The sequence below is a fragment of the Zoogloea sp. JDB1 genome (genome assembly GCF_056724025.1).
In genome coordinates this window covers 5,600,456-5,621,632 of record NZ_CM161496.1, presented here as the reverse complement: position 1 = coordinate 5,621,632, position 21,177 = coordinate 5,600,456, and the positions used below count along the sequence as shown (strand labels likewise).

At 65.7% G+C, this 21,177-nt stretch carries 15 protein-coding genes and 1 pseudogene; 4 read left to right on the top strand and 12 right to left on the bottom strand.

The window, feature by feature from the left end; all coding sequences use genetic code 11:
* Positions 1–71 precede the first annotated feature (71 nt).
* The 7 genes and pseudogenes from AC1PPK_RS25515 to AC1PPK_RS25485 form a co-directional block, all read right to left on the bottom strand.
* Positions 72–4,040: a hybrid sensor histidine kinase/response regulator gene (locus AC1PPK_RS25515; RefSeq protein WP_481118271.1), complete on the bottom strand. Its 3,969-nt coding sequence runs from the start codon at positions 4,038–4,040 to the stop codon at positions 72–74.
* Between the two features lie 1,172 nt (positions 4,041–5,212).
* A pseudogene (locus tag AC1PPK_RS25510) lies at positions 5,213–6,070 on the bottom strand (FimL-related protein); the annotation flags it as partial.
* A 38-nt stretch (positions 6,071–6,108) separates the two neighbouring features.
* Positions 6,109–8,229, bottom strand: a complete 2,121-nt coding sequence (locus tag AC1PPK_RS25505) for a methyl-accepting chemotaxis protein (RefSeq protein ID WP_481115768.1) — start codon at positions 8,227–8,229, stop codon at positions 6,109–6,111.
* Positions 8,230–8,277: 48 nt separating this feature from the next.
* A complete protein-coding gene (locus AC1PPK_RS25500; RefSeq protein ID WP_481115767.1) occupies positions 8,278–8,793 on the bottom strand; it encodes a chemotaxis protein CheW in 516 nt (171 codons plus the stop codon).
* Positions 8,794–8,800: 7 nt separating this feature from the next.
* The gene (locus AC1PPK_RS25495; protein ID WP_481115766.1) at positions 8,801–9,166 is read right to left on the bottom strand and encodes a response regulator transcription factor; all 366 of its coding nucleotides are present in this window, start codon (positions 9,164–9,166) and stop codon (positions 8,801–8,803) included.
* Positions 9,167–9,183: 17 nt separating this feature from the next.
* Positions 9,184–9,582, bottom strand: a complete 399-nt coding sequence (locus AC1PPK_RS25490) for a response regulator (protein WP_481115765.1) — start codon at positions 9,580–9,582, stop codon at positions 9,184–9,186.
* A 73-nt stretch (positions 9,583–9,655) separates the two neighbouring features.
* The gene (locus AC1PPK_RS25485) at positions 9,656–9,808 is read right to left on the bottom strand and encodes a rubredoxin (RefSeq protein WP_481118270.1); all 153 of its coding nucleotides are present in this window, start codon (positions 9,806–9,808) and stop codon (positions 9,656–9,658) included.
* A 118-nt stretch (positions 9,809–9,926) separates the two neighbouring features.
* Here AC1PPK_RS25485 and thiD point away from each other — a divergent pair, with 118 nt between their 5' ends.
* From thiD to hemL, 3 genes are read left to right on the top strand one after another with little or no spacing between them, the layout of a single operon-like run.
* Positions 9,927–10,766, top strand: coding sequence for a bifunctional hydroxymethylpyrimidine kinase/phosphomethylpyrimidine kinase (thiD, locus tag AC1PPK_RS25480; RefSeq protein ID WP_481115764.1), 840 nt, complete (start codon positions 9,927–9,929; stop codon positions 10,764–10,766).
* 4 nt (positions 10,767–10,770) lie between these two features.
* Positions 10,771–11,385, top strand: coding sequence for a thiamine phosphate synthase (gene thiE / locus AC1PPK_RS25475; protein ID WP_481115763.1), 615 nt, complete (start codon positions 10,771–10,773; stop codon positions 11,383–11,385).
* Between the two features lie 19 nt (positions 11,386–11,404).
* Entirely contained in the window at positions 11,405–12,691 is a 1,287-nt protein-coding gene (gene hemL, locus AC1PPK_RS25470; protein WP_481115762.1) for a glutamate-1-semialdehyde 2,1-aminomutase, read from the top strand.
* An 87-nt stretch (positions 12,692–12,778) separates the two neighbouring features.
* On the opposite strand, the gene mgtE is transcribed toward hemL, so the two are convergent.
* From mgtE to AC1PPK_RS25445, 5 genes are all read right to left on the bottom strand, one after another.
* Positions 12,779–14,221, bottom strand: a complete 1,443-nt coding sequence (gene mgtE, locus AC1PPK_RS25465) for a magnesium transporter (protein ID WP_481115761.1) — start codon at positions 14,219–14,221, stop codon at positions 12,779–12,781.
* 111 nt (positions 14,222–14,332) lie between these two features.
* Complete coding sequence (locus tag AC1PPK_RS25460; protein ID WP_481115760.1) at positions 14,333–15,475, bottom strand: FAD-dependent monooxygenase; 1,143 nt, start codon at positions 15,473–15,475, stop codon at positions 14,333–14,335.
* Between the two features lie 28 nt (positions 15,476–15,503).
* Positions 15,504–16,820: a Xaa-Pro aminopeptidase gene (gene pepP / locus AC1PPK_RS25455; RefSeq protein ID WP_481115759.1), complete on the bottom strand. Its 1,317-nt coding sequence runs from the start codon at positions 16,818–16,820 to the stop codon at positions 15,504–15,506.
* 72 nt (positions 16,821–16,892) lie between these two features.
* Positions 16,893–17,585 (bottom strand): N-acetylmuramate alpha-1-phosphate uridylyltransferase MurU, encoded by a 693-nt coding sequence (gene murU / locus AC1PPK_RS25450; protein ID WP_481118269.1) that lies wholly within the window; start codon positions 17,583–17,585, stop codon positions 16,893–16,895.
* A 19-nt stretch (positions 17,586–17,604) separates the two neighbouring features.
* On the bottom strand, positions 17,605–18,603 hold the full coding sequence (locus tag AC1PPK_RS25445; RefSeq protein ID WP_481115758.1) for an aminoglycoside phosphotransferase family protein: 999 nt from the start codon (positions 18,601–18,603) through the stop codon (positions 17,605–17,607).
* Positions 18,604–18,684: 81 nt separating this feature from the next.
* Here AC1PPK_RS25445 and AC1PPK_RS25440 point away from each other — a divergent pair, with 81 nt between their 5' ends.
* Positions 18,685–21,177 carry an LPS-assembly protein LptD gene (locus tag AC1PPK_RS25440; protein WP_481115757.1) on the top strand — a complete coding sequence of 831 codons (2,493 nt, stop codon included), beginning with the start codon at positions 18,685–18,687 and terminating at the stop codon, positions 21,175–21,177.

The window sequence follows — 21,177 nt, the reverse complement described above, 5'->3', positions numbered from 1 at the left end:
GGCCAAGCGGAAAAACAGCCGATTATAGCCAAGCCGGGGCCCGGCCCGGACAAAGCAGTGCTCTGTCCGGGTCAGGTTGGCGTGGTGACGAAGTTGTGGATCAGGCTGAGCAGCACGTCTTCGTCGTAGGGCTTGCCGAGGTAGTGATTGACGCCGATTTCCTCCGCGTAACGCTTGTGCTTTTCGGCCGTGCGGGAGGTGATCATGATGATCGGCACGGCCTTCAGGCGGGCGTCGGCGCGGATGTTGCGGGTCAGGTCGAAGCCGTCCATTCGCGGCATCTCGATGTCGGCGATGACCACGTCGGGGGTGACCGTCAGCAGTTGCTCCAGTGCATCGACGCCGTCCTTGGCGGTGACGACACGGTAGCCTTCCCGTTCGAGCAGGCGCCCGGTGATCTTGCGCACCGTCAGGGAGTCATCGACCACCATCACCGTCGGCTGGCTCGGGGTGCTGGCAGCCTGGATCGGCGTTTCATCGTCGCCCTTGTCCGGGCTGCGGCCGGCCAGCGCGACCGGGTTGAGGATCAGCACGATCTCGCCATCACCGAGCACTGTGGCACCGGAGTAGCCAACCATCCGGGCATACTGCGGGCCAGCGTTCTTGACGACGATTTCCTGGTTGCCGCGCAGGGCGTCCACGTGCAGTGCCAGGGTTTCGCTGCCGGCGCGCAGCAGCAGCACCCAGTTGAAGCGTTCGACCTGCGGCTGGGAGAGCGGGTCGCCGAGCAGGCGCGGCAGGTAGCGGTAGCCGTAGTGCTCGCCGAGCCAGTCGGTGCCGTGGTCGCCGCGGATCTTCTCAAGGGCTTCCGCCTTCAGTTCCAGCACCTGAGCGACCATCGACGAGGGGATCGCGAAGGTTCGGTTACCGGCGCGTACCAGCAAGGCCTGGGTGACTGCCAGGGTCAGCGGCAGGTGGATGCGGAAGATGGTGCCTTCGCCGGGCGTCGTGTCTACACTGATGCGGCCGCCGACCGCGGCGGTTTCGCTCTTCACCACGTCCATGCCAACGCCGCGACCGGCCAGGCTGGACAGGCTGGCGGTGGAGAAGCCCGGCACGAAGATCAGATTGGTAAGGCGCTTGTCGTCGGTGTCCTCGTCGGCGGAAATCAGTCCGCTGTCGATGGCGTGCCGGCGGATGCGCGTGAAATCGAGGCCCATGCCATCGTCGCGGAATTCGATCAGCACCTCGTTGCCCTCATGGGCGATCTTGAGGGTGATCTGGCCGATTTCCGGTTTGCCGGCGGCCCGTCGTGCCTCCGGCGTCTCGATGCCATGGGCGACCGCATTGCGCACCAGGTGGGCGAGGGGGCCGCTCATCGCGTCGAGCACGCTGCGGTCGATTTCGATCTGCCCGCCGATGATGTCCAAGTTGGCGCGGCGGCCGAGCTCCTTCGCTGTCTGGCGGACCAGGCGGTAGAGTCGCTCGGCCAGACTGTCGAAGGGCACCATGCGCACGTGCATCAGCGACTGCTGCAGTTCGCGGGCCATGCGGGACTGGGCATGCAGTGCCGATTCGGCGCCGTCCAGGTTGCGCAGCAAATTCTGCTGCACGGTGGTCACGTCGCCGACGCTCTCCGCCATCATCCGCGTCAGTTCCTGCAGACGGGTGTAGCGGTCCATCTCCAGAGGATCGAACTCGGTGTGCTGGGTCTCGACCTGGGACAGGCGCGACTGCATCTGGGTGTCGGCCTGGATTTCCACTTCCCGCAGCTGATTACGCAGGCGGATGACGTTCTCGGTGAGGTCGAGCAGGGAGCGGCGCAGCGTGCGCAGTTCGCCTTCGATGCGGGTGCGCGCGATGCTGATTTCGCCGGCTTCGTTGACGAACTGGTCGACTCTGCTGGCATCCACGCGCAGCTGGGTGCGGGCCGCGGGGCTGGCTGCTTCGCCGGGTTGCAGCGAAGCGCTCTCTTCGGCCGGTGTCTCGCTTTCACGCGGAACCGGGCTTGTGGCTGTCTGGCCGCTCTGCAGCGTGTCGAGAGTCTGGCGGGCCTGGTCGAGGGCGGCCTCGATCTCGTCCACGATGGCTGTGCCCCCCGGATCCTGGGTGCGGGCTCGTTCGAGTCGGGTTTCCAGGTCGTGGAGGTTCTGCCCGAGGTTCATCGCGCCGACCATCCGTGCACTGCCCTTCAGGGTGTGCAGCAGGCGCGCCACGCCAGAGGGGTGACTCGTTTCGGCAGGCGCTGCACGCCAGGTACGCAGGGCCGTGTCGAGGTGGTCGAGAAGCTCGTTGCCTTCGTCGAGGAAGATCGGCAGCAGTTCCGGGTCGAGATCGTCATGGAGCTGCGTCGCGGGCGGGCTGCTTTCGGTTGCGCGGGCCGGGGTTTCCTCGCGGGGGCGCAGGGTGGCGGTGACGAGTTCGGGTGGAGCTGTCTCCGTGGGCAGGGAAATGATGTCGGCGAGATGGGATGCCTGTATGGCGTCCAGCTGCGTGATCAGTTCCGGTTCAGGGGCGGGCAGCACGCGGGCGCCAAGCTGAACCACCATGCTTTCGAGGGCCGCAGCGCTGTCGATCAAGACTTCTGCTTGCTTGGCGGATGGGGCCTTGTCGAGGTCGGCAAGACGCTGCTGAGCGAGTTCGAGGGCCTTGGCGAGCTGTTGCGGCGCACTGAAATGGGCGGTGCCGGAAATGCCGGCCAGCGTGTGGGCTGCACGGATGGACACCGTGGCGGGTGTCTGCGCGGGATTGACCGGCAGGCGCGATAGTTCCTGGCGTAGCGTGGCCACGTGCTGCCGGGCCTCGGCGAGATAGAGGTCGAACAGCGGGCGGGACAAGGTGATTCCGCCGAAGCGGACTTCGTCCGGGCCGATGGCCGTTTCGGGTTCCCCGACGATCTCTTCTGGCGGCAGAAGCTCGGTAGAGGGCTCTTCCACCTCTTCGAGCTCTTCGACGGCTTCGGTGGTGAGTTCGATGTCTTCCAGGGGAAGGGGCTCTTCGAGCACCACTTCCGCGGGAAATTCGGCCACGATCTGCTCCGCTTCCGCTTCCGCTTCCGCTTCCGCTTCCGCTTCCGCTTCCGCTTCCGCTTCCGCTTCCGGCATTGGAGCCTGTTCGGCAGGTGGTATCTCTCCCAGGTCGAAGATGTCGAAGGATTCGATGTCGTCGGGTGCTTCGAGGGCTTCGAGAGGCTCGGGGATTTCGAGGGTGTCGACTCCTTCCTGCTCGCCCGCTTCGGTGGGCTCCTCGGGTGGTAGAAGCTCTTCGATTTCCAGAGCATCCGTCACGATAGCCGGTTCTTCCTCGCTGTCGAGGATGTCCAGTTCATCGAGGGACTCCGGAACCGTTTCGTCGAGAGGCTCGATCACGTCCGCCGCAGGGCGGGCTGCTTCGTCGTCACTGGGGAGGTCGAAGCTGAGATCGAAGTCGACAGGGGTCGGAGCCGGTTCCTCAGCGAGTACCGTGGTCAGGCTGACATCGGGCTCCCGCTCCTGTTCCGGTGCGGAACGGGCGGTTGGCTGGTGGGTTCGGGTGCGAGCCTCCTCGAAACTGAGGTCGGGGAAGTTGAGGTCGATGGTCTCGATTGCACTGGCATGGGCTGCGGCCGCAAGCGTGAGGCTTTCGCCCAGGTCGGTGGCGGCGAAATCCAGTTCGGGCAGCGTGATCGACGCTTCCAGGTCGACTTCCTGTGGTGCGCTGTCGAGGCTGATTTCAGTCAGCCCCAGTTCCGTCGGAGCCGCCTCGGGCTGCGTCTTGGCGGGTTTCGCCGGCTCGACAGCGGATTGTGGGGCGGTCTCGTTGCGCAGGCGGGCTGCTTCGGTGAGCAGGATGCTGACATCCCTATGATGGCCGGCTCCGGCTTCGAGTTGGTCGATCCAGGCGGAGAAGGCCTCCAAGCCGTTGGCAATCAACCGCAGCAGTTCGTCGTCGACCGGTAGTTCGAGACGCAGCCAGTGGTTGAGGGTCTGCTCCATGCCCCAGGCGGCTTCGCCGAAGTCCTTGAGCCCGACCATTCGGCCGCTGCCCTTGAGGGTATGGAAACTGCGCCGGATGGCCGTGAGCACTTCCAAATTGGACGGCTCCTGTGCCAGCTGGGCCAGGTTGGCGGCGATGGCGGCCCGGACGTCGATGGCCTCTTCAATGAAGATCGCCAGCAGTTCCGCGTCGATCTCCTCTTCGCTGGCATCAATGAGCCGGCTGGCCTCGGCGGACAGCGCCGGTGCTTCGGTGGCGGCGATGGGGGGGGGGCGTTGAACAGCGTGCCGGCGTCGAGCAGGTTGAGGGCGTCGCGGGCCTGTTTCTCGAGCTCGGGGTCGGCGGTCAGTGAGGCGTCCTGGCGCAGGCTCTCCAGGTTGATCTGGAGTTCGGTGCGCAGCCCGGAGTCGTCGGGATTGTTCTTCAGGGCCGCAGCGAGAGCAGCAGTTTCCCTGCGCTGCTGTGCGAGCCCAGCTTCGATGCTGTCGGTAGGGGCGCGCTGAAGCTCGGCATCCGGGTACAGAATGCGTTCAAGGTCGGCTGGGCCGTGCTGCAAGGCTTCGACATAGATGCCGAGGGCCGACAGCCTGTGGGCGATCTCTTCGAAGGCCGGCTCTTCGGGCGACACTTCTTCACTGGTTGACAGGGCTCGGATGCGGGCCGCTGCATCCTGAAGCAGGCGCACCGCAGCATCCTCGTTGAGGACCGACAAGGCTCCCTCGATCTGCTTGAGGGGCGCGCGCACGGCGGCGAGGATGTCCGTACGCGTGGGGGCGCGGAAGAAGCTATCCAGATTCTGTTCGACGTCACCCAGCGAGGTGAGGATCTCATGCGCCAACTGGCGGTTGAGGTGATGAGTCTGGACATCACTGTCGGCGATCACCAGCGGGGATACCTGCTCACCTCGCTGATGGGCTTGCAGGCGGGCCACCACTTGGGCGAGCTGGGCATCGCTGACGTCATCACCATGCTGGTGATTGTCGAGGCGGGCTTCCAGCAACAGCATCGTAGTCGCCATGTCCATGGACAGTGCGTCGGTGAGCTGCAGAGGGTCCTGGCGCAGCCAGCGTGCAGTGGCACCCAACTCTTCGAGCAGCTCCGAGACGTCGGGCTGGTCAATGGCTTGGGCCATTTCCGCCAGGGGGGCGATGGCGTCCTGGAAACGGGGCAGGCCGATGGCATTGCCCTTGGCGAACTGGTTCCAGGCCTCCTTCGCGTCGGTCAGTCCGCTACGCAGTCCAGCGAGTAGCGGCGCCTGTGGTGTGTCGCTGATGGGGCGCTTTCCTGCCGGGATCAGGTATTCGAGCTGATACGCGGCACGAATCGAGTCGATGGCCGGCGAGTGAGCCGAGGACATGGCGACCTGGTACAGCACGTCGCGCATCAGGCGCTCGGCGACGACCCCGGAGCCTTCGAGGACGCGCCGCATCTGGGCGTCGATGCGGCCGCAGAGTCGTTTGCTGGCTGCGTCCGCCGGGATGCCCTGCAGGCCGAGGGCGTCGAAGAAAGCCGAGCAAGCGAGCCAGAAGGCGCGCGCGGCCGGAACGGTCTGCAGATCTTCTATGCCGCTGGTGGCTTCGCGCATCTCCTGCGGGCCAGACGGGTCCTGGGGGGCGCGGAACCACTTGAGCAGCCCGCGCTCGAAGCGGCTGCGCAGGGCACGCAAGTGCTTCGGGTCGCTACTGTCGATGGCCGGTGTCGCAAAATCCGGACGCAGGTTCAGATCGGGGAAGAACAGTTCGCTGGGCGTCGGCGCTTCCTGGCCACGAGCCGCTGCCAGTTCGGCGTATAGCTCGAAGAGCCGTAGGGCCTGATCGGGTTGCCCACGGGTCAGCTCGTCGAGGTAGTTGCCGATGGCCGCGATGCAGCGGGCTGCCAACTGGGCGATCTCGGGCGTGCAGGCGATCTGTTGCGAAGCCAGTTCTCCGAGCAGGCGGTCAAGCTGGTCGGAGAACTGGGTCAGTCCGTCCAGTCCGACGATGGACAATGCGCCGTGGGCCTGGTGCAGGTGGGTCTGGGCAAATTTGATCCGGCCGAGGCGGTCGGGGCTCGAGCTGGCTTCAGCCAGCGCGTCCGCCGCCCGTCCGAGGGCCAGGTCGATCTCGCCTTTGACCCAGGTCAGCGGACCCAGGTCGAGTTCGTGTGCAGGGCTCATCAATGGTTCTTCGGCGGAATCCGTGCGCTATCGGGGTCTCAGACCTTGAAGCCGGAGACGGAACCCTTGAGTTCGACGGCCAGGTCGGCCAGTTCGCCGATGGAGACGGCGGTCTGCTGGGTACCGGTGGTCGTGCGGTCGGTGATGGCGAGAATGTTCTTCATCTTCTCGGCCACCTGGGTTGCGGCCTTGGCCTGAACTTCGGTACTGACCGAGATGCGTTCGATCAGCTCCGCGGTTTCGGCGGACACGCGCTCAATCTCCGCCAGTTCCTGGCCAGCGGTTTCGGACAGGTGGGCACCGTCCACCACGTCGCGGGTTGCGTTTTCCATGGCCGCCACTGCGTCGCCGGTGTCGGTCTGAATGGTCTTTACGATCGCGCCGATCTGCTTGGTGGCCTCGGCGGAGCGTTCGGCGAGGCGCTGCACTTCTTCGGCAACCACCGAGAAGCCGCGACCGGCTTCGCCGGCCGAGGCCGCCTGGATGGCGGCATTGAGGGCGAGCACGTTGGTTTGTTCGGTAATGTCGGAAATCAGTTCCACGATTTCGCCGATCTCCTGGGAGGACTCGCCGAGGCGCTTGATGCGCTTGGAGGTTTCCTGGATCTTCTCGCGGATGTCGTTCATGCCCTTGATGGTGTCTTCCACCGCGACGGCACCCTTCTGGGCGGCCTGCAGGGAGCGCCGTGCGACCTGGGCGGACTGCAGTGCATCTTCGGATGCGGCGCTCATGGAACTGGCCATGTTCTGGGCGGTTTCACCGGCGAGGCGCAGTTCCTGGGCCTGGCGTTCTGTGGCGGCCAACAGTTCATCGGATGTCTGCTGGGCGGACTCCGTGGCGGAGGTCACACGGATGGCGGCGTCGTTGATGCGGCGTACCAGCACCGAGAGTTCTTCGATGGTGTAGTTCACCGAGTCGGCGATGGCGCCGGTGATGTCTTCCGTCACGGTGGCGCGGACGGTGAGGTCGCCGTCGGCCAGATCGCCCATCTCGTTCATCAGCCGCAGAATGGCCTGCTGGGTGTTGTTCCGCTCGGCTTCGGCGGATTCGCGCAGACGCTCGGCGGCCAGGCGGCGGCGGGCGATGTCGTCGTTATAGGTCTTGGCCATCAGAGCTAGGCTGGCCAGCGTGATCAGCGCGCAGAGGATGATCGCCAGGCTGACCCAGGTGAAGAAGCCGGTATAGCCGCGGGTGTAGGCGTCGGTCAGCGCCGAGGTCTTCTCGAGCAAGGGGCCGGAGTTCTGGAAGATGTGGCTGCCGGCCTGCTTGGCCTGCACCAGCAACTGGATGTTGCCGAGGATCTCCATCACCGAGGCGAGGTTGTCTTTGCTGACCTTCTCCAGTTCGGTGAGTTTGGTCTTGGCATCGCTGCCGTCAGCGGTCATCTTTTGCAGCTGTTCGATGAGGTCGCGGAATGTGTTGGTGTCCTTGCCGAGCAGGAAGGCGACTTCCGGGTCAATGGCGTTGGCGACCAGCAGTGCGTTGGCGTTCTTGGCGATACGCTGGGTCAGCATCACCACCTGGTTGGCGACGGCGATCTCGCGGGCTGATGCACCGCCTTGCAGCTTGAGGGAGGCAACCTGTTCGGAGAGTTCGAGCAGCTGGGGGTTCTTGGTGTTGATGGTGCCAACGGCCTTGCCCAGGCTGGTGAGGTTCTTTTCCTGGCCGAGGAGGGCGGTGGCATCCTTATCGGTCTTCTGCCACAGTTCGGTCACGGCGGCGAGCTCGTCGGTGGCAGCGTTGGCTCCGCCCGGCACGCTGGCCCCGTTGACGTCGCCGCCATTGGTTACTGCCTCAAGGAGCGTATTGAACTGCTCGCGGCTGTTCTTCAGTTCGATGAAGGCCTTCGGGTCGCCCTGCAGGGTCAGTTGGCTGGCCTTGGCGATTTGCTGGGAGAGCGTGCGCATCTCACCGCCGGCTGTCACGTAGGCCGTGCCGAAGTGGCTGACGCGGATCTGATAAAGGACGAAGGCACCGGTCAGCGCGGCGAAGATCAGGAAGGGAACGCGCAGGATGCGCAATTGTTCGGTGGACGATTTGCCGGCCAGGAAGGGCAGCGAAGCCTTGATGGCCCCGTCTCCCGAATCGAGAATCGTATCCACATTGCTGGAGGCGGGCTTGCTGCTGCCCTTAGACAGCCCTGGTAGCTTGAATGCCATATTATCCTCATCAGCGGATCGAGCCCGCTGTATCTCCCGAATTGAATTTTACGAAAGCGCGGCGTCCAGAAAGCGCGAGTGATTGAGCAGTGCCGGTACCTTGAGCCGGGTCCAGGAACTCCCCCGGCTGTCTTGCATGCGTTCTCCGATCCACGGCTGGTCTTCGTCAGCAGGGGCCGGCACAGGGATGAAGTCTTCGATGGAGCGCAGGCCCAGCGCACGGGTCACCAGCAGCGCGGAGTTGAGGCCGTGGCGCACCCCGACGAGTAGCAAGCGGGCATGGCCGACCGGTGCGATGGGCGGTTCGCCATGGAAAGCGGCGAAATCGACGACGCTGAATAGGTTGCCGCGCACGCTTGCCAGGCCGCGGAACCACGGATGGGTCAGTGGTACGGAGGCCAGGGGCGGGACGGCTAGAATCTCACCGGCTTCGGTGAGGTCCACGAGCCAGTTCCGGCCGCCGGCCTGAACGGCAAGCAGCGCCGAGGCCCGGTTGTCGCGGGCTTCGGCCAGACGTCGGGCGAGGCCGGCCTGGAATTCATGGAGGCTGATCCGTTTGGCCATGGGATGTTCAGCCGAGGGCGCGAATCTTGTCGAGCAGTGCGGAGTGATCGATGGGCTTGACCATGTAGTCATGTGCGCCCTGGCGGAGACCCCAGATCTTGTCTGTTTCCTGCCCCTTGCTGGTGCACATGATCACCGGGATGCCACGGGTGCTCTCATCCCGGGAAATCGTGCGGGTCGCCTGGTATCCGTTGGTGCCGGGCATTACGACGTCCATCAGGATCAGATCGGGATGCTCGCTCTTGCTCTTCAGCACTGCTTCGTCGCCGTTTTCGGCGGTCACCACCTGGTAGCCATTCTTCACCAGCACTTCCGACAGGGCCAGGCGCTCCGTCGGGGAGTCGTCTACAACAAGGATTTTCTTGATCGGCATGGATGCTTCTCTTGCGGTCAGTCGTTGGTGGAGGCGCGGCTGGTTTGGGTGTGGTTAGCCACCGAGCGCAGCAGGCTTTCTTTGGTGAAGGGTTTGGTCAGGTATTCGTCGGAGCCGGCCAGACGGCCACGGGCACGATCGAACAGGCCGTCCTTGGACGACAGCATGATCACCGGGGTGGCCTTGAGGCGCGCGTTCTTCTTGATCAGGGCGCAGGTCTGATAGCCGTCGAGGCGCGGCATCATGATGTCCACAAAGATCAGGTCGGGGGCATGGTCGGCGATTTTGGACAGCGCATCGAAGCCGTCTTCGGCCAGCACGACCTGGCAGCCGGCCTGAGCGAGAAAGATCTCCGCACTGCGGCGGATGGTGTTGCTGTCGTCGATGACCATGACCTTGATGCCACTGAGATTCACCGGGGACCTCCGGAAGCGGTTCGGATGGTGTGCTCTTTATACATGGTACGGGTCTTGGGAATGATCGGATGGATCAGATGGCAACCATCTCGAAATCTTCCTTGCGGGCACCACATTCGGGGCAGGTCCAGTTCGGAGGGATGTCTTCCCAGCGGGTGCCGGGTGCGATGCCCTCATTCGGTGAACCGGCTGCTTCGTCGTAGATGAAGCCACAGATCAGACACATCCAGGTCTTGTAGGGAGGATTTGCCATTTGGGTGCAGCGTAGTGATTTCGGCTAGAATCGCTTGGATCGTGAATGGTAGCGCAGTCGCAGTTAAATTTGTGCGTCCTTGTTTCTCCGAATGACTATATCCCGTAATGATCCTGGTCCTCCCCTAGTCCTTGTTTTTGCTGCATCCGATCCAACCGGCGGTGCGGGCATTCAGGCGGATATTATGACGTTGTCAGGAATGGGTTGCCACCCCCTGACGGTCATTACCGCATTGACAGTCCAGGATACGGCTGGCGTGGAGGATGTGATGGCGATCGACGCCGACTTCGTCGTCGAGCAGGCCCGGGCGGTCCTCGAGGACATGCCGGTGAAGGCCTTCAAGCTCGGTGTGCTGGGCAGCGTCGACAACATTGCAGCGATCGCCGAGATCATCTCCGACTACCCGCATGTGCCGGTGGTCGTTGATCCGGTGGTGGCTTCGGGGCGGGGGGACGAGCTCGCTTCAGAGGCGATGCTGGAGGCCATGCGCGAGCTTATCCTGCCGCAGGCCGCTGTCATCACTCCCAATACCATCGAGGCGCGCCGCCTGGCGGACCTGCATCGGGACGGGCACGACGAGGGTTCCCTCTACGATTGCGCCACCCGGCTGCTTGATTCGGGCTGCAAACATGTATTGATCACCGGCTCCCACGCGCAGACGCCGCAGGTCATCAATACCCTCTACGGCCGTGGCGGCGTGATCCGCGCCGATACCTGGGAGCGCCTGCCTGGCAGCTACCACGGTTCCGGCTGCACGCTGGCGTCCGCCGTGGCGGCGGCGCTGGCCCACGGCATGGAGATGTCTGCAGCGGTCCAGGAAGCCCAGCGCTTCACGTGGAGGACGCTGGAGGCAGCCTTCCGGCCCGGCATGGGGCAGCACATTCCCGATCGATTTTTCTGGTCCAGGCCGAGCCTGGTGGGCGAGGGCTGAAGTGATGTTCGGACGTGGTCTTTATCTGGTGACGCCGGACTGGAACGACACCGAGGCGCTGGCTGCTGCCCTCGCGAATGTGCTGCCGGCTCGGCCGGCCCTGGTCCAGTACCGTAACAAGAATGCCGATCCGTCCTTGAAGCGGGAGCAGGCGGTCCGCCTGCTGGCCTTGTGCCGTGAGGCGTGCGTGCCGCTGGTGCTCAACGACGACCTGGCGCTTGCGCTGGAGATCGGTGCTGATGGCGTCCACCTGGGCCGTGATGACGGCGATCCGGCGGCGGCCCGGCGGGCCCTCGGCGCGCAGCGCATCCTCGGCGTCAGTTGCTATGGGGAGTGGCAGCGGGCGGTGGCGGGGGCTGCGGCCGGTGTCGACTACGTCGCCTTTGGCGCCATGTATCCGTCTTCCACCAAGCCCGCCGCGGTGCCGGCGCCCCTCGACATTCTGACCCGTGCCAAGCGGGAGCTGGGCCTGCCGGTGGCGGCCATCGGCGGCATTACCGTCGATAATGCCCCGGCGCTGATCGAGGCCGGCGCCGACCTGCTGGCCGTCATCAGTGACGTATTTGCAGCCCCCGCTCCGGCCGCCCGCGCGGCGGCCTATGCCGGGCTGTTCGATTGACCAACAAGGAAACACCAGCATGAGCAGCCGTAACGAAGAACTCTTTGCCCGCGCCCAGCGCACCATTCCCGGCGGTGTCAATTCGCCGGTCCGGGCCTTCCGCTCGGTGGGCGGCACGCCGCGCTTCCTGAAGAAGGCGCTCGGCGCCCGGGTGTGGGACGCGGACGGCAAGGAATACCTCGACTACGTTGGCTCCTGGGGGCCGGCGATTCTTGGCCACGCCGACCCGGTGGTGGTCGAGGCGGTGCGCGCGGCGGCCCTTGACGGCCTGTCCTTCGGCGCACCGACCGAGCGCGAGATCGACATGGCCGAGCGCCTGTGCGAGCTGTTGCCCAGTCTCGAGATGGTGCGCCTTGTCTCCAGCGGCACCGAGGCGACGATGAGCGCGATCCGCCTGGCCCGGGGGTTTACCGGCCGCGACGCGATCATCAAGTTCGAGGGCTGCTATCACGGCCACGCCGACAGCCTGCTGGTGAAGGCCGGCTCAGGCCTGCTGACCTTCGGCAACCCGTCGTCGGCGGGCGTGCCGGACGATTTCGCCAAGCACACGGTCGTGCTCGACTACAACAACCCGGCCCAGCTCGAGGAAACCTTCAAGGCCCGTGGCGGCGAGATCGCCTGCGTGATCATCGAGCCGATCGCCGGCAACATGAACCTCGTCAAGCCGTCCGCCGAATACATGCACCTGCTCCGTCGCCTGTGTACCGAGTACGGCACGGTGCTGATCTTCGACGAGGTGATGACCGGTTTCCGCGTCGGACCGCGCGGTGTGCAAGGCCTGTTCGGCATCACGCCGGATCTGACGACCCTCGGCAAGGTGATCGGTGGCGGCATGCCGGTGGGCGCTTTCGGCGGCCGCCGCGACATCATGGAAAAGATCGCCCCGCTGGGCGGCGTGTATCAGGCTGGCACCCTGTCGGGGAGCCCGGTGGCCGTGGCGGCCGGCCTCGCCAGCCTGGAGCAGATCGCCAGGCCGGGTTTCTACGAGGTGCTGACGGCCCGTACCGAACGCCTCGTGGCAGGCCTCAATGCGGCGGCGGCCAGACACGGCGTGACCTTCAGTGCCGATTCCGTCGGTGGCATGTTCGGCCTGTATTTTGCCAAGACCGTGCCGCAGAGCTACGCGGATGTGATGGTTTCTGATCGGGAACGCTTCAATCGCTTCTTCCACGCGATGCTGGATGCCGGGCATTACTTCGCGCCGTCGGCCTTCGAAGCCGGTTTCGTGTCGGCCGCCCATTCGGAGGCCGACATCGACAGCACCGTCGCCGCGGCCGAAGCCTGGTTCGCTGCCAACGCGGGCTGAGGCTGCCGGCGGGTGAAAACCCGCCGGGATGAATGTGAAAAGGGGCGAGTGAATCGCCCCTTTTTCGTGCTGGTCAGCTGGCTGCTTCTACATCAAGAAGATCGTCGCCAGTCCGAGGAAGATGAAGAAGCCGCCGGAATCCGTGACGGCGGTGATGATCACGCTGGAGCCGACCGCCGGATCCTGCCCGATGCGGTGGCGGAGCATTGGGGCCATCACGCCGACGAAGGCGGCGACGAGCAGGTTGAGCGTCATCGCGGCGGTCATCACCAGGCCCAGCTTGCCGCTACCGTAGAGCACCCAGGCTAGCACTCCGAGCAGGCCACCCCACACGATGCCGTTGATCAGCGCGACGCCGAGCTCCTTCTTGAGCAGGCGGCTCAGCGCGTCGTCCTGCACCTGGCCCATGGCGATGCCGCGGACGATCATCGTGATGGTCTGGTTGCCCGAGTTGCCGCCGATACCGGCCACGATGGGCATAAGCGCTGCCAGTGCTACCAGCTTTTCGATCGAGCCTTCGAAGGCGCCGATCACCCGACTGGCGATGAAGGCGGTGACCAGATTGGCGGCCAGCCAGGACCAGCGGTTCTTCACCGAGTCCCATACCGGCGCGAAGATGTCTTCGCCTTCCTTCAGGCCGCCCTGGCTGAGCAGCTCGCTCTCGGTTTCCTCGCGGATGAAGTCCACCACCGTGGCCACCGTCACCCGGCCGACCAGCTTGCGGTGGTAATCCACCACTGGCGCCGACACCAGGTCGTAGCGCTCGAAGGCCTGGGCTGCGGTCTCGGCTTCGTCGGAGGGTTCGAGGGTGAGGGTGTCGGTGAGCATGATCTCGCTCACCTCTGTTTCCGGGTCGTTGATCAGCAGCCGGTCGATGGGCAGCACGCCGCGCAGGTGTTCGTCCCGGTCCACCACGAAGAGCTGGTCGGTGTGGTCCGGTAGAGCGTCGAAGCGGCGCAGGTAGCGCAGCACCACTTCCAGCGTGACGTCCTCACGGACGGTGACCATCTCGAAGTCCATCAGCGCGCCGACGGAGTCTTCCGGGTAGGACATGGCAGCACGCAGCTGCTCGCGCTCTTCCGGGTCGAGGCCCTGGTAGACCGCTTCCATGACTTCGTGGGGCAGGTCGGGTGCCAGGTCGGCCAGTTCGTCGGCGTCGAGCTGTTCGGCGGCGGCGCGCAGGGAGGCCGAGTCCATCGACTCGATGAGGGATTCCCGTACGGCGTCGGAGACTTCCAGCAGGATCTCGCCGTCCCGCTCGGCCTTGACCAGATCCCAGACGAACAGGCGCTCGTCGAGCGGAAGGGCTTCGAGGATGTGGGCGACGTCGGCCGAGTGCAGGCTGTCGAGCTTGTGGGTCAGCTCGTGGACGTGTTGCTTGTGGACCAGGCTTTCCACCAGGTCATGCTTGGGCATGTCCTGGCGATGGACGAGTTCTTCTACCAGCTTGTGGCGGGCAAGCAGGTGCTGAACCTCGCGCAGGTGGCTTTCGAGGTCGTCGTGTTGCTGCAGGTCGTCGGCTTCGGCCATGGTCGCAATTCCGTGCTCCGCTGCGCGCCGGGTGGTGCGCAGGGGGCGGATTCTACGGGGTTTGCGGCGCTGCGGCGACGGGCATTTTCACGCTCGCGGGAGGGTTTCTGGTCAGGGCCAGGCGCGCGCGCCGAACATCATGCGCTTGGCGACGAAGTGGCGAGCCGGCGGCAGCAGGTCGAGGGCGAACAGACCCGCGCCGCGGGCGTGCTTGAACGGCCCGAATGAGGTGCTGAACAGGCGCACCAGGGCATCGGTGAAGCGGATGGTGCCGGTCCGGTCGAGGCGGCGGGCATCGGCGTAAGCGGCCAGGGTTTCCGTCGCGCCCGGGTCGCCGCCGGCGCGGATCAGCGTCTGAGCGCAGGTCCACACGTCGCGCAGAGCCAGGTTGTAGCCCTGGCCAGCGACCGGGTGGAGGGTCTGGGCGGCGTTGCCGAGCCACACCGTGCGGTGCCCGACGGGTTTCTGTCGATAGCGCAGCACCAGGGGATAGCGAGCGCGCGGGCCAACTGCGGCAAAACGCAGGCGCTGGCCGAAGTGTTCCTGCAGGCGTGCCAGGTAGGCTGTGTCGTCAAGGGCGAGCAGGTCGTCCGCGTCGTCTGGCGCGGCGGTATGCACGATTGCGCAGTCGTGGCCGCAGGGCAGCACGGCCAGCGGCCCCTGGGGTGTGAAGCGTTCCCAGGCGCGGCCGTGGTGCGGCGTGGCCGGCGTGGCAACGCTAATCACCGCGTGCTGGCCGTAGTCCCGCTCGACGAGGGGGCTCTCCTCGTCGCTGACGATGCTGCCTTCGGCGCAGGCGGCCAGACGGGCGGACAGGTTGTGACCGTCGGCAAGGCTGATCAGCACATCATCGGCGCCGGGCACCAGGCGGCTGACCGTGGTGTGCTCGCGCACCGGGATGCCGGCGGCCAGCAGCGCGTCGTCCAGCGCTGCGGCCAGGGCACCGGCGGCGACCACGTAGCCGAGGGCCGCCTGGCCGTATTCCTCGGCCTGCAGCAACGTGCGGCCGAGGCCGCCCTGGTGGGAGACGTGGATGCTCTCGATGGCGGTGGCCGGCAGGCGATCCCACACGCCAAGGCGTTCCAGGGTCAGCCGGGTGCCGTGGGACAGGGCCAGAATGCGTGGATCGTCGCGGGCTGCACCGCGCGGGCGGGCATCCACCAGTAGCAGGTCGAGGCCGGCATCCTTGAGGGCGAGGGCCAGCGCCATGCCCACCGGGCCGGCGCCGACGATGACGAGGTCGTTGCGGTTCATGAAGATCGTTCGGGTTGGTTGACCGGGCTCAGGCGCCGGCCATCACGGCTTCGATGTCGGCGACGCTCTTCGGCGTAGCGGCGGTGATGATCTCGCAGCCGCCGTCGGTGACCAGTGCGTCGTCCTCGATACGGATGCCGATGTTCCAGAAGGCTTCCGGTACGCCAGCGGCGGGGCGGATATAGCAGCCGGGTTCGACGGTCAGCACATGGCCGGTGACCAGCGGGCGCCATTCGCCGGCCAGTTTGTATTCGCCGGCGTCGTGCACGTCGAGGCCGAGCCAGTGGCCGGTGCGATGCATGTAGAACTGGCGGTAGCTGCCGGATTCGAGCACGCCGTCCAGTGTGCCGGTGAGCAGGCCCAAATCGATGAAGCCCTGGGCAAGCACGCGGGTGGCGGCGTCGTGCGGGTCGTTCCAGCCGGCGCCGGGGCGGATCGCCGCAATGGCGGCGGCCTGGGAGGCCAGCACCAGTTCGTAGGCGGCCTTCTGCGGTCCGCTGAAGTGGCCGCTCACCGGGAAGCTGCGGGTGATGTCGGACGCGTAGCCGTCGAGCTCGCAGCCGGCGTCGATCAGCAGCAGGTCGCCGTCCTTCAGCTGGCAGTCGTTCTCCACGTAGTGCAGCACGCAGGCGTTGGCGCCGCCGGCGACGATGGAGCCGTAGGCCGGGGCCTGGCTGCCGTGGCGGCGGAATTCGTGCAACAGTTCGGCTTCGACCTCGTATTCCCAGGCGCCGGGGCGGGTGGCGCGCATCGCACGGCGGTGGGCGCCGGCGGAGATGTCGGCTGCGCGGCGCATGGTGGCGATCTCAAAGGCATCCTTGACGAGGCGCATCTCGTCGATCAGCCCGCGCACGTCGCGGATCTGGCCGGGGGCGTGGCAGCCGGTGCGGGCCTGGGCGCGCACGCGGTTGAGGGCGTCGGCGATGCGGCTGTCCCAGGCTGGCTCGTAGCCGACCGAATGGAAGATGGCCGGCTGGTTGGCGAACAGTGTGGCGAGTTGCTCGTCCAGTTCGGCAACCGGGTGGGCCTCGTTGAAACCGAAAGCCTCCTGTGCGGCCTCGGGGCCGAAGCGGTAGCCGTCCCAGATCTCCCGTTCCATATCTTTGGTGCGGCAGAACAGGATGCTGCGCGGGGTGTCGCCGGCCACCAGCACCAGCACCGCCTCGGGCTCGCGGAAGCCGGTGAGGTAGTAGAAGTAGCTGTCGAAGCGGTAGCCGTAGTGGGTGTCCCGGTTGCGGATGCGTTCCGGCGCGGTGGGAATGACGGCGACGCCGCCTCCGGCAGCCTGCATGGTCTGCAGCAGGCGGGCGCGGCGGGCCTGGAAGGGGGAAATGTCGAGGGGCATGGCGATGTCCGGTGGCTGGATTCTGGATTGACCGTGGGGTGGCCGCTTTGTTGCGAGCTTACGGCAATCCCCTCAGGGCGTGCAGGGACGGGCTTCGCGCAGGCGGGCGTCGAGCTCGCGCAGGCGCTCCGGCGTGCCCACGTCCACCCAGTCGCCGATCAGGCGGCTGCCGGCGACGTGCTTCCCGTTCATCGCGCTGCGCAGCAGCGGCGCCAGCTTGGCCGGGCCGGTGCCGTCCACACCGATGAACAGCGCCGGGTGATAGGCGCCAAGGCCGGAGAAGGTCAGGCGCTGGTCGCCGTCGTCGTGGATCAGGCCGTCCGGGCACAGGGCGAAGTCGCCTTGCGGATGATGAGGCGGATTGGCGACCAACAACAGGTGGGCTTGAGTGCCACCGGGGCTCAGGTTGTCGGCGGCGCGGCGCAGGCCAGCCAGGTCGGCATCGCAGAAGACGTCACCGTTCACCACCAGGAAAGGCTCGTTGCCGAGTAGCGGCAGCGCGCGGGCGATGCCGCCGGCGGTTTCCAGTGCGGTCTCTTCTGCTGAGTAACGGATATGCACGCCGAAGCGCGATCCGTCGCCAAGGGCCTCCTCTATCATCCAGCCTAGGTGGGCGTGGTTGATCATCAACTCGCGGATGCCCGCTGCCGCCAGGCGCTCGATGTGCCACACGATCAGCGGCTTGCCGCCTACTTCCAGCAAAGGCTTGGGGCAGTGGTCGGTGAGCGGACGCATGCGTTCGCCGCGGCCCGCGGCGAGGATCATCGCTTTCATCGCCGCGTGCTCAGAACGAGTAGCCGACTTCGGTGATGGTCGGGTCGGTCTGTTCCAGAATGCGCAGCAGCGGCTTGAGTTCGCCGTAGCGTTCGCAGGTCTTGCGCAGGTAATGCAGGACCAGCGGCATGTCCTTCAGGTAGCCGTCCTTGCCGTCCCGGTGATAGAGGCGGGCGAAGATGCCGAGCACCTTGATGTGGCGCTGCACGCCCATGTACTCGTAATCGCGGTGGAAGTCGGCGAAGTCCTCACGGACAGGCAGGCCGAGGCTGCGGGCGGTTTCCCAGTAGCGTGCCAGCAGGTCGAGGGTGAAGTCCTCGTCCCAGTGGACATAGGCGTCTTTGAGCAGGGAGGCCAGGTCATAGGTCAGCGGGCCGTAGACGGCGTCCTGGAAGTCGAGCACGCCTGGGTTGGGTGCGGACAGCATCAGGTTGCGGCTGTGGTAGTCGCGATGGACGTAGACCTTGGGCTCGGAGAGGTTCACGTCGAGGATGCGGTCGAAGACTTCGTAGAGCTGCTGGGCCTGCTTGTCGGTGAGGGTGAGGCCCTTGTGGCGCGATACGTACCATACCGGGAACAGCTCCATCTCCCGCAGCAGTAGCTCGCGGTCGTACTCGGGCAGCACGCCGGGCTTGCTGGAGAGCTGGATGCTCATCAGCGCGCCGAGGGCTTCCGCGTACAGGTTGTGGGCGTTGTCCTTGGTCAGCGCCTGCAGATAGGTCGTGCTGCCCAGGTCGGACAGTAGCAGGAAGCCCTGTTCGAGGTTCTGTTTGATGATCTGCGGCACATGCACGCCGGCAGCGCCGAACAGTTCGGCGACCTTGACGTAAGGGCGGCAGTCTTCGTGGCTGGGCGGCGCGTCCATGACGATCAGCGAAATCGGATCGTCGGCGAAGGTCAGCCGGAAATAGCGCCGGAAGCTGGCGTCGGCGCTGGCCGGGGCGAGTTCGAAGGCGCGGCCGGGAAATTCGGCGGCGATCCAGGCCTGGAGTTGTTGGCGTCGTTCCACGGGAGTCGAAGAAGGGTTCGTGTAAAATCCGGCAGTTTATCAAACCAAGCGGTCGGCTCGCCGGCTGGTTCCCGCTCCAGGATGAAACCACGTACGCAGTTGCGCTTCCTGTCCATCGCCCTTTTCGCCCTGTGGGGGCGGGCGGGTGCTGAAGATCTCCCTCCCTTCGTGGTGTCGCCGTCGTTGCTCGGCAAGCCGGCTACCGCCCGGCCTGCCGCCACGCCGCAGCCTTCGGCGCCGGCCGCCGCGCCGTCCCGGCCTGCGGCCGCATCTGCATCGGCCTCGGCCCCAGCGAAGAAGGCCGCCACGCCGGCTGCCGGCGGGCGCAAGGGCGCTACGCTGCAGCCTGCCACGGCCGGAGCTGCTGCGCTGCCGCCGCATACGACGGTGATCGACGGCGACCGGGTGACCGGTCGTCAGGATCTGGACGCGGTGGCCGAGGGCTCGGCCGTGCTGACCCGCGACAACACCCGTGTCGAAGCCGACAAACTGCAGTATTTCGAATTGACCGACGAGGTGGAGGCCACCGGCCACGTCCGCATCACCCGTGGACAGGACGAGATGACCGGCCCCCATGCACGCATGAAGGTGCAGGAGCAGGTCGGCACCTTCGATTCTCCGAGTTACTCGATCAGCCGTCCGCCGCGCGGCCCGCGCCCCGGCGAGGCACCGCTGCTGCCCGGCCAGGCCGTGCCGATGAGCCAGCAGCCGCTGACTGGCCATGGCTCGGCCGATTCCCTGCAACTGGAGGGCGAGAACCAGTTCCGCTTCTTCAACGCCACCTGGACCAGCTGCAAGCCCGACCGTCCCGACTGGTACGTCAAGGCCAAGGAGCTCGAGCTCGATTACGATCGCAGCGTGGGCGAAGCGACCAACGGGACGCTCATCTTCAAGGGCGTGCCGCTGGCCTACATGCCGTGGGCCGACTTCCCGCTCGGCGACAGCCGCAAGTCCGGCCTGCTGTCGCCGACCTTCGGTACGTCGAACAAGGTCGGCTTCGACCTGACCATTCCGTACTACTTCAACCTGGCGCCGAACTACGACGACACGTTGACCACCCGTTACATGGGGCGGCGCGGCCTGCAGCTGCGCAACGAGGCGCGCTACATCACGCCGACTTATCGGGGCATGAACTACTTCGAGTGGATGCCCAACGATGAAGTGGAAGGGCGCAGCCGGATGGCCGGCCAGATCCGCCACAATCAGGTCTTCGGCGACGGCTGGGCCGGCAACATCGATTTTTCCGGCGTTTCCGATCCGCGCTACTTCATCGACCTGAGCTCGCGGCTGGCGCTGACATCGCAGGTGAACCTGCTGCGCCAGGGCATGGTGAGCTACTCCGGCGGCGGCTGGTGGAATGCCACCGGCTTGTTGCAGGCCTATCAGACGCTGCAGGATCCCAATGGCGCGCCGGTGGCTGTTCCATACAAACGCCTGCCGCAATTGACCCTGACGGCCAACCGGCCCGAACTGCCCGGCGGCACGACCTTCCTGCTCAACAGCGAATACGTGGCCTTCAGCCACCCGACCCTCGACGAGGGACGGCGAATGACGCTCTACCCGCAACTGGCCCTGCCGATCCAGACCTCGGCTTTCTACGTGACGCCGAAGATCGGCGTACACATGACGCGCTACGACCTCGACCGCCGCACGACCGTCGGTGAGAATACCGTGACCCGGACGCTGCCGATCATGTCGGTGGATAGCGGCGTGACCTTCGAGCGCGACACCAATTTTGTTGGCCGCGACTACGTGCAGACCCTCGAACCGCGGGTGTATTACCTCTACGTGCCGTATCGCGACCAGTCGATGATCCCGAACTTCGATTCTGGCTCCTACGACTTCAACTTCGCGCAGCTCTTCGCTGAAAACGTCTATACCGGCGGCGACCGCATCTCCAATGCCAACCAGCTCACCACCGCGGTCCAGTCCCGCCTGATCGACCCCGCCACGGGGGCCGAGACGGTGCGTGCGCTGCTCGGGCAGCGCTATTACATGGACGATCAGCGGGTCGTGCTGCCGGGCGGCACGCCACGCACCGGCAAGCGGGCCGACCTGCTGGGCGCCTTCGGCATCAACCTGGCATCGAAGACTCAACTGGAGACGGCGTGGCAGTACAACCCGCGGGATCACTGGACCGAGAGATTCAACTTCGGCCTGCGCTTCCAGCCCAGTTACGCTCACGCCATCGGCGTCAACTGGCGCTATCGCCGCAACTATTCCACCGATGATGCCAATCCGGACGGTTTCCGTGACCTGGACATCACCGGCCAGTGGCCGCTGTGGGGCAACTGGTATGGCGTCGCGCGCTATAACCGCAACCTGCGCGACCATAGACTGAACCAGGGGGTTGCCGGCATCGAGTACAACGCGGGGTGCTGGGTGTTCCGCGGCGTCGTGCAGCAGCTGACCACCAGTGTCAACGACGTGACCCGCGCCTTCTTCTTCCAGCTCGATTTCAACGGTGCCGGCAGCCTCGGCTCCAGCCCGATCAACGTGCTCCGCCGTAGCATCCCCGGATATGGGAAGATCAACGACGGTTCCAACCCCTTCTACAGTGAAGACGACTTCTGA

Coding starts and splice junctions, on each gene's coding strand:
- AC1PPK_RS25505 (WP_481115768.1), bottom strand. CDS start 8,229: ATGGCATTCAAGCTACCAGGGCTGTCTAAGGGCAGCAGCAAGCCCGCC.
- AC1PPK_RS25500 (WP_481115767.1), bottom strand. CDS start 8,793: ATGGCCAAACGGATCAGCCTCCATGAATTCCAGGCCGGCCTCGCCCGA.
- AC1PPK_RS25495 (WP_481115766.1), bottom strand. CDS start 9,166: ATGCCGATCAAGAAAATCCTTGTTGTAGACGACTCCCCGACGGAGCGC.
- AC1PPK_RS25485 (WP_481118270.1), bottom strand. CDS start 9,808: ATGTGTCTGATCTGTGGCTTCATCTACGACGAAGCAGCCGGTTCACCG.
- thiD (WP_481115764.1), top strand. CDS start 9,927: ATGACTATATCCCGTAATGATCCTGGTCCTCCCCTAGTCCTTGTTTTT.
- thiE (WP_481115763.1), top strand. CDS start 10,771: ATGTTCGGACGTGGTCTTTATCTGGTGACGCCGGACTGGAACGACACC.
- hemL (WP_481115762.1), top strand. CDS start 11,405: ATGAGCAGCCGTAACGAAGAACTCTTTGCCCGCGCCCAGCGCACCATT.
- mgtE (WP_481115761.1), bottom strand. CDS start 14,221: ATGGCCGAAGCCGACGACCTGCAGCAACACGACGACCTCGAAAGCCAC.
- AC1PPK_RS25460 (WP_481115760.1), bottom strand. CDS start 15,475: ATGAACCGCAACGACCTCGTCATCGTCGGCGCCGGCCCGGTGGGCATG.
- pepP (WP_481115759.1), bottom strand. CDS start 16,820: ATGCCCCTCGACATTTCCCCCTTCCAGGCCCGCCGCGCCCGCCTGCTG.
- murU (WP_481118269.1), bottom strand. CDS start 17,585: ATGATCCTCGCCGCGGGCCGCGGCGAACGCATGCGTCCGCTCACCGAC.
- AC1PPK_RS25440 (WP_481115757.1), top strand. CDS start 18,685: ATGAAACCACGTACGCAGTTGCGCTTCCTGTCCATCGCCCTTTTCGCC.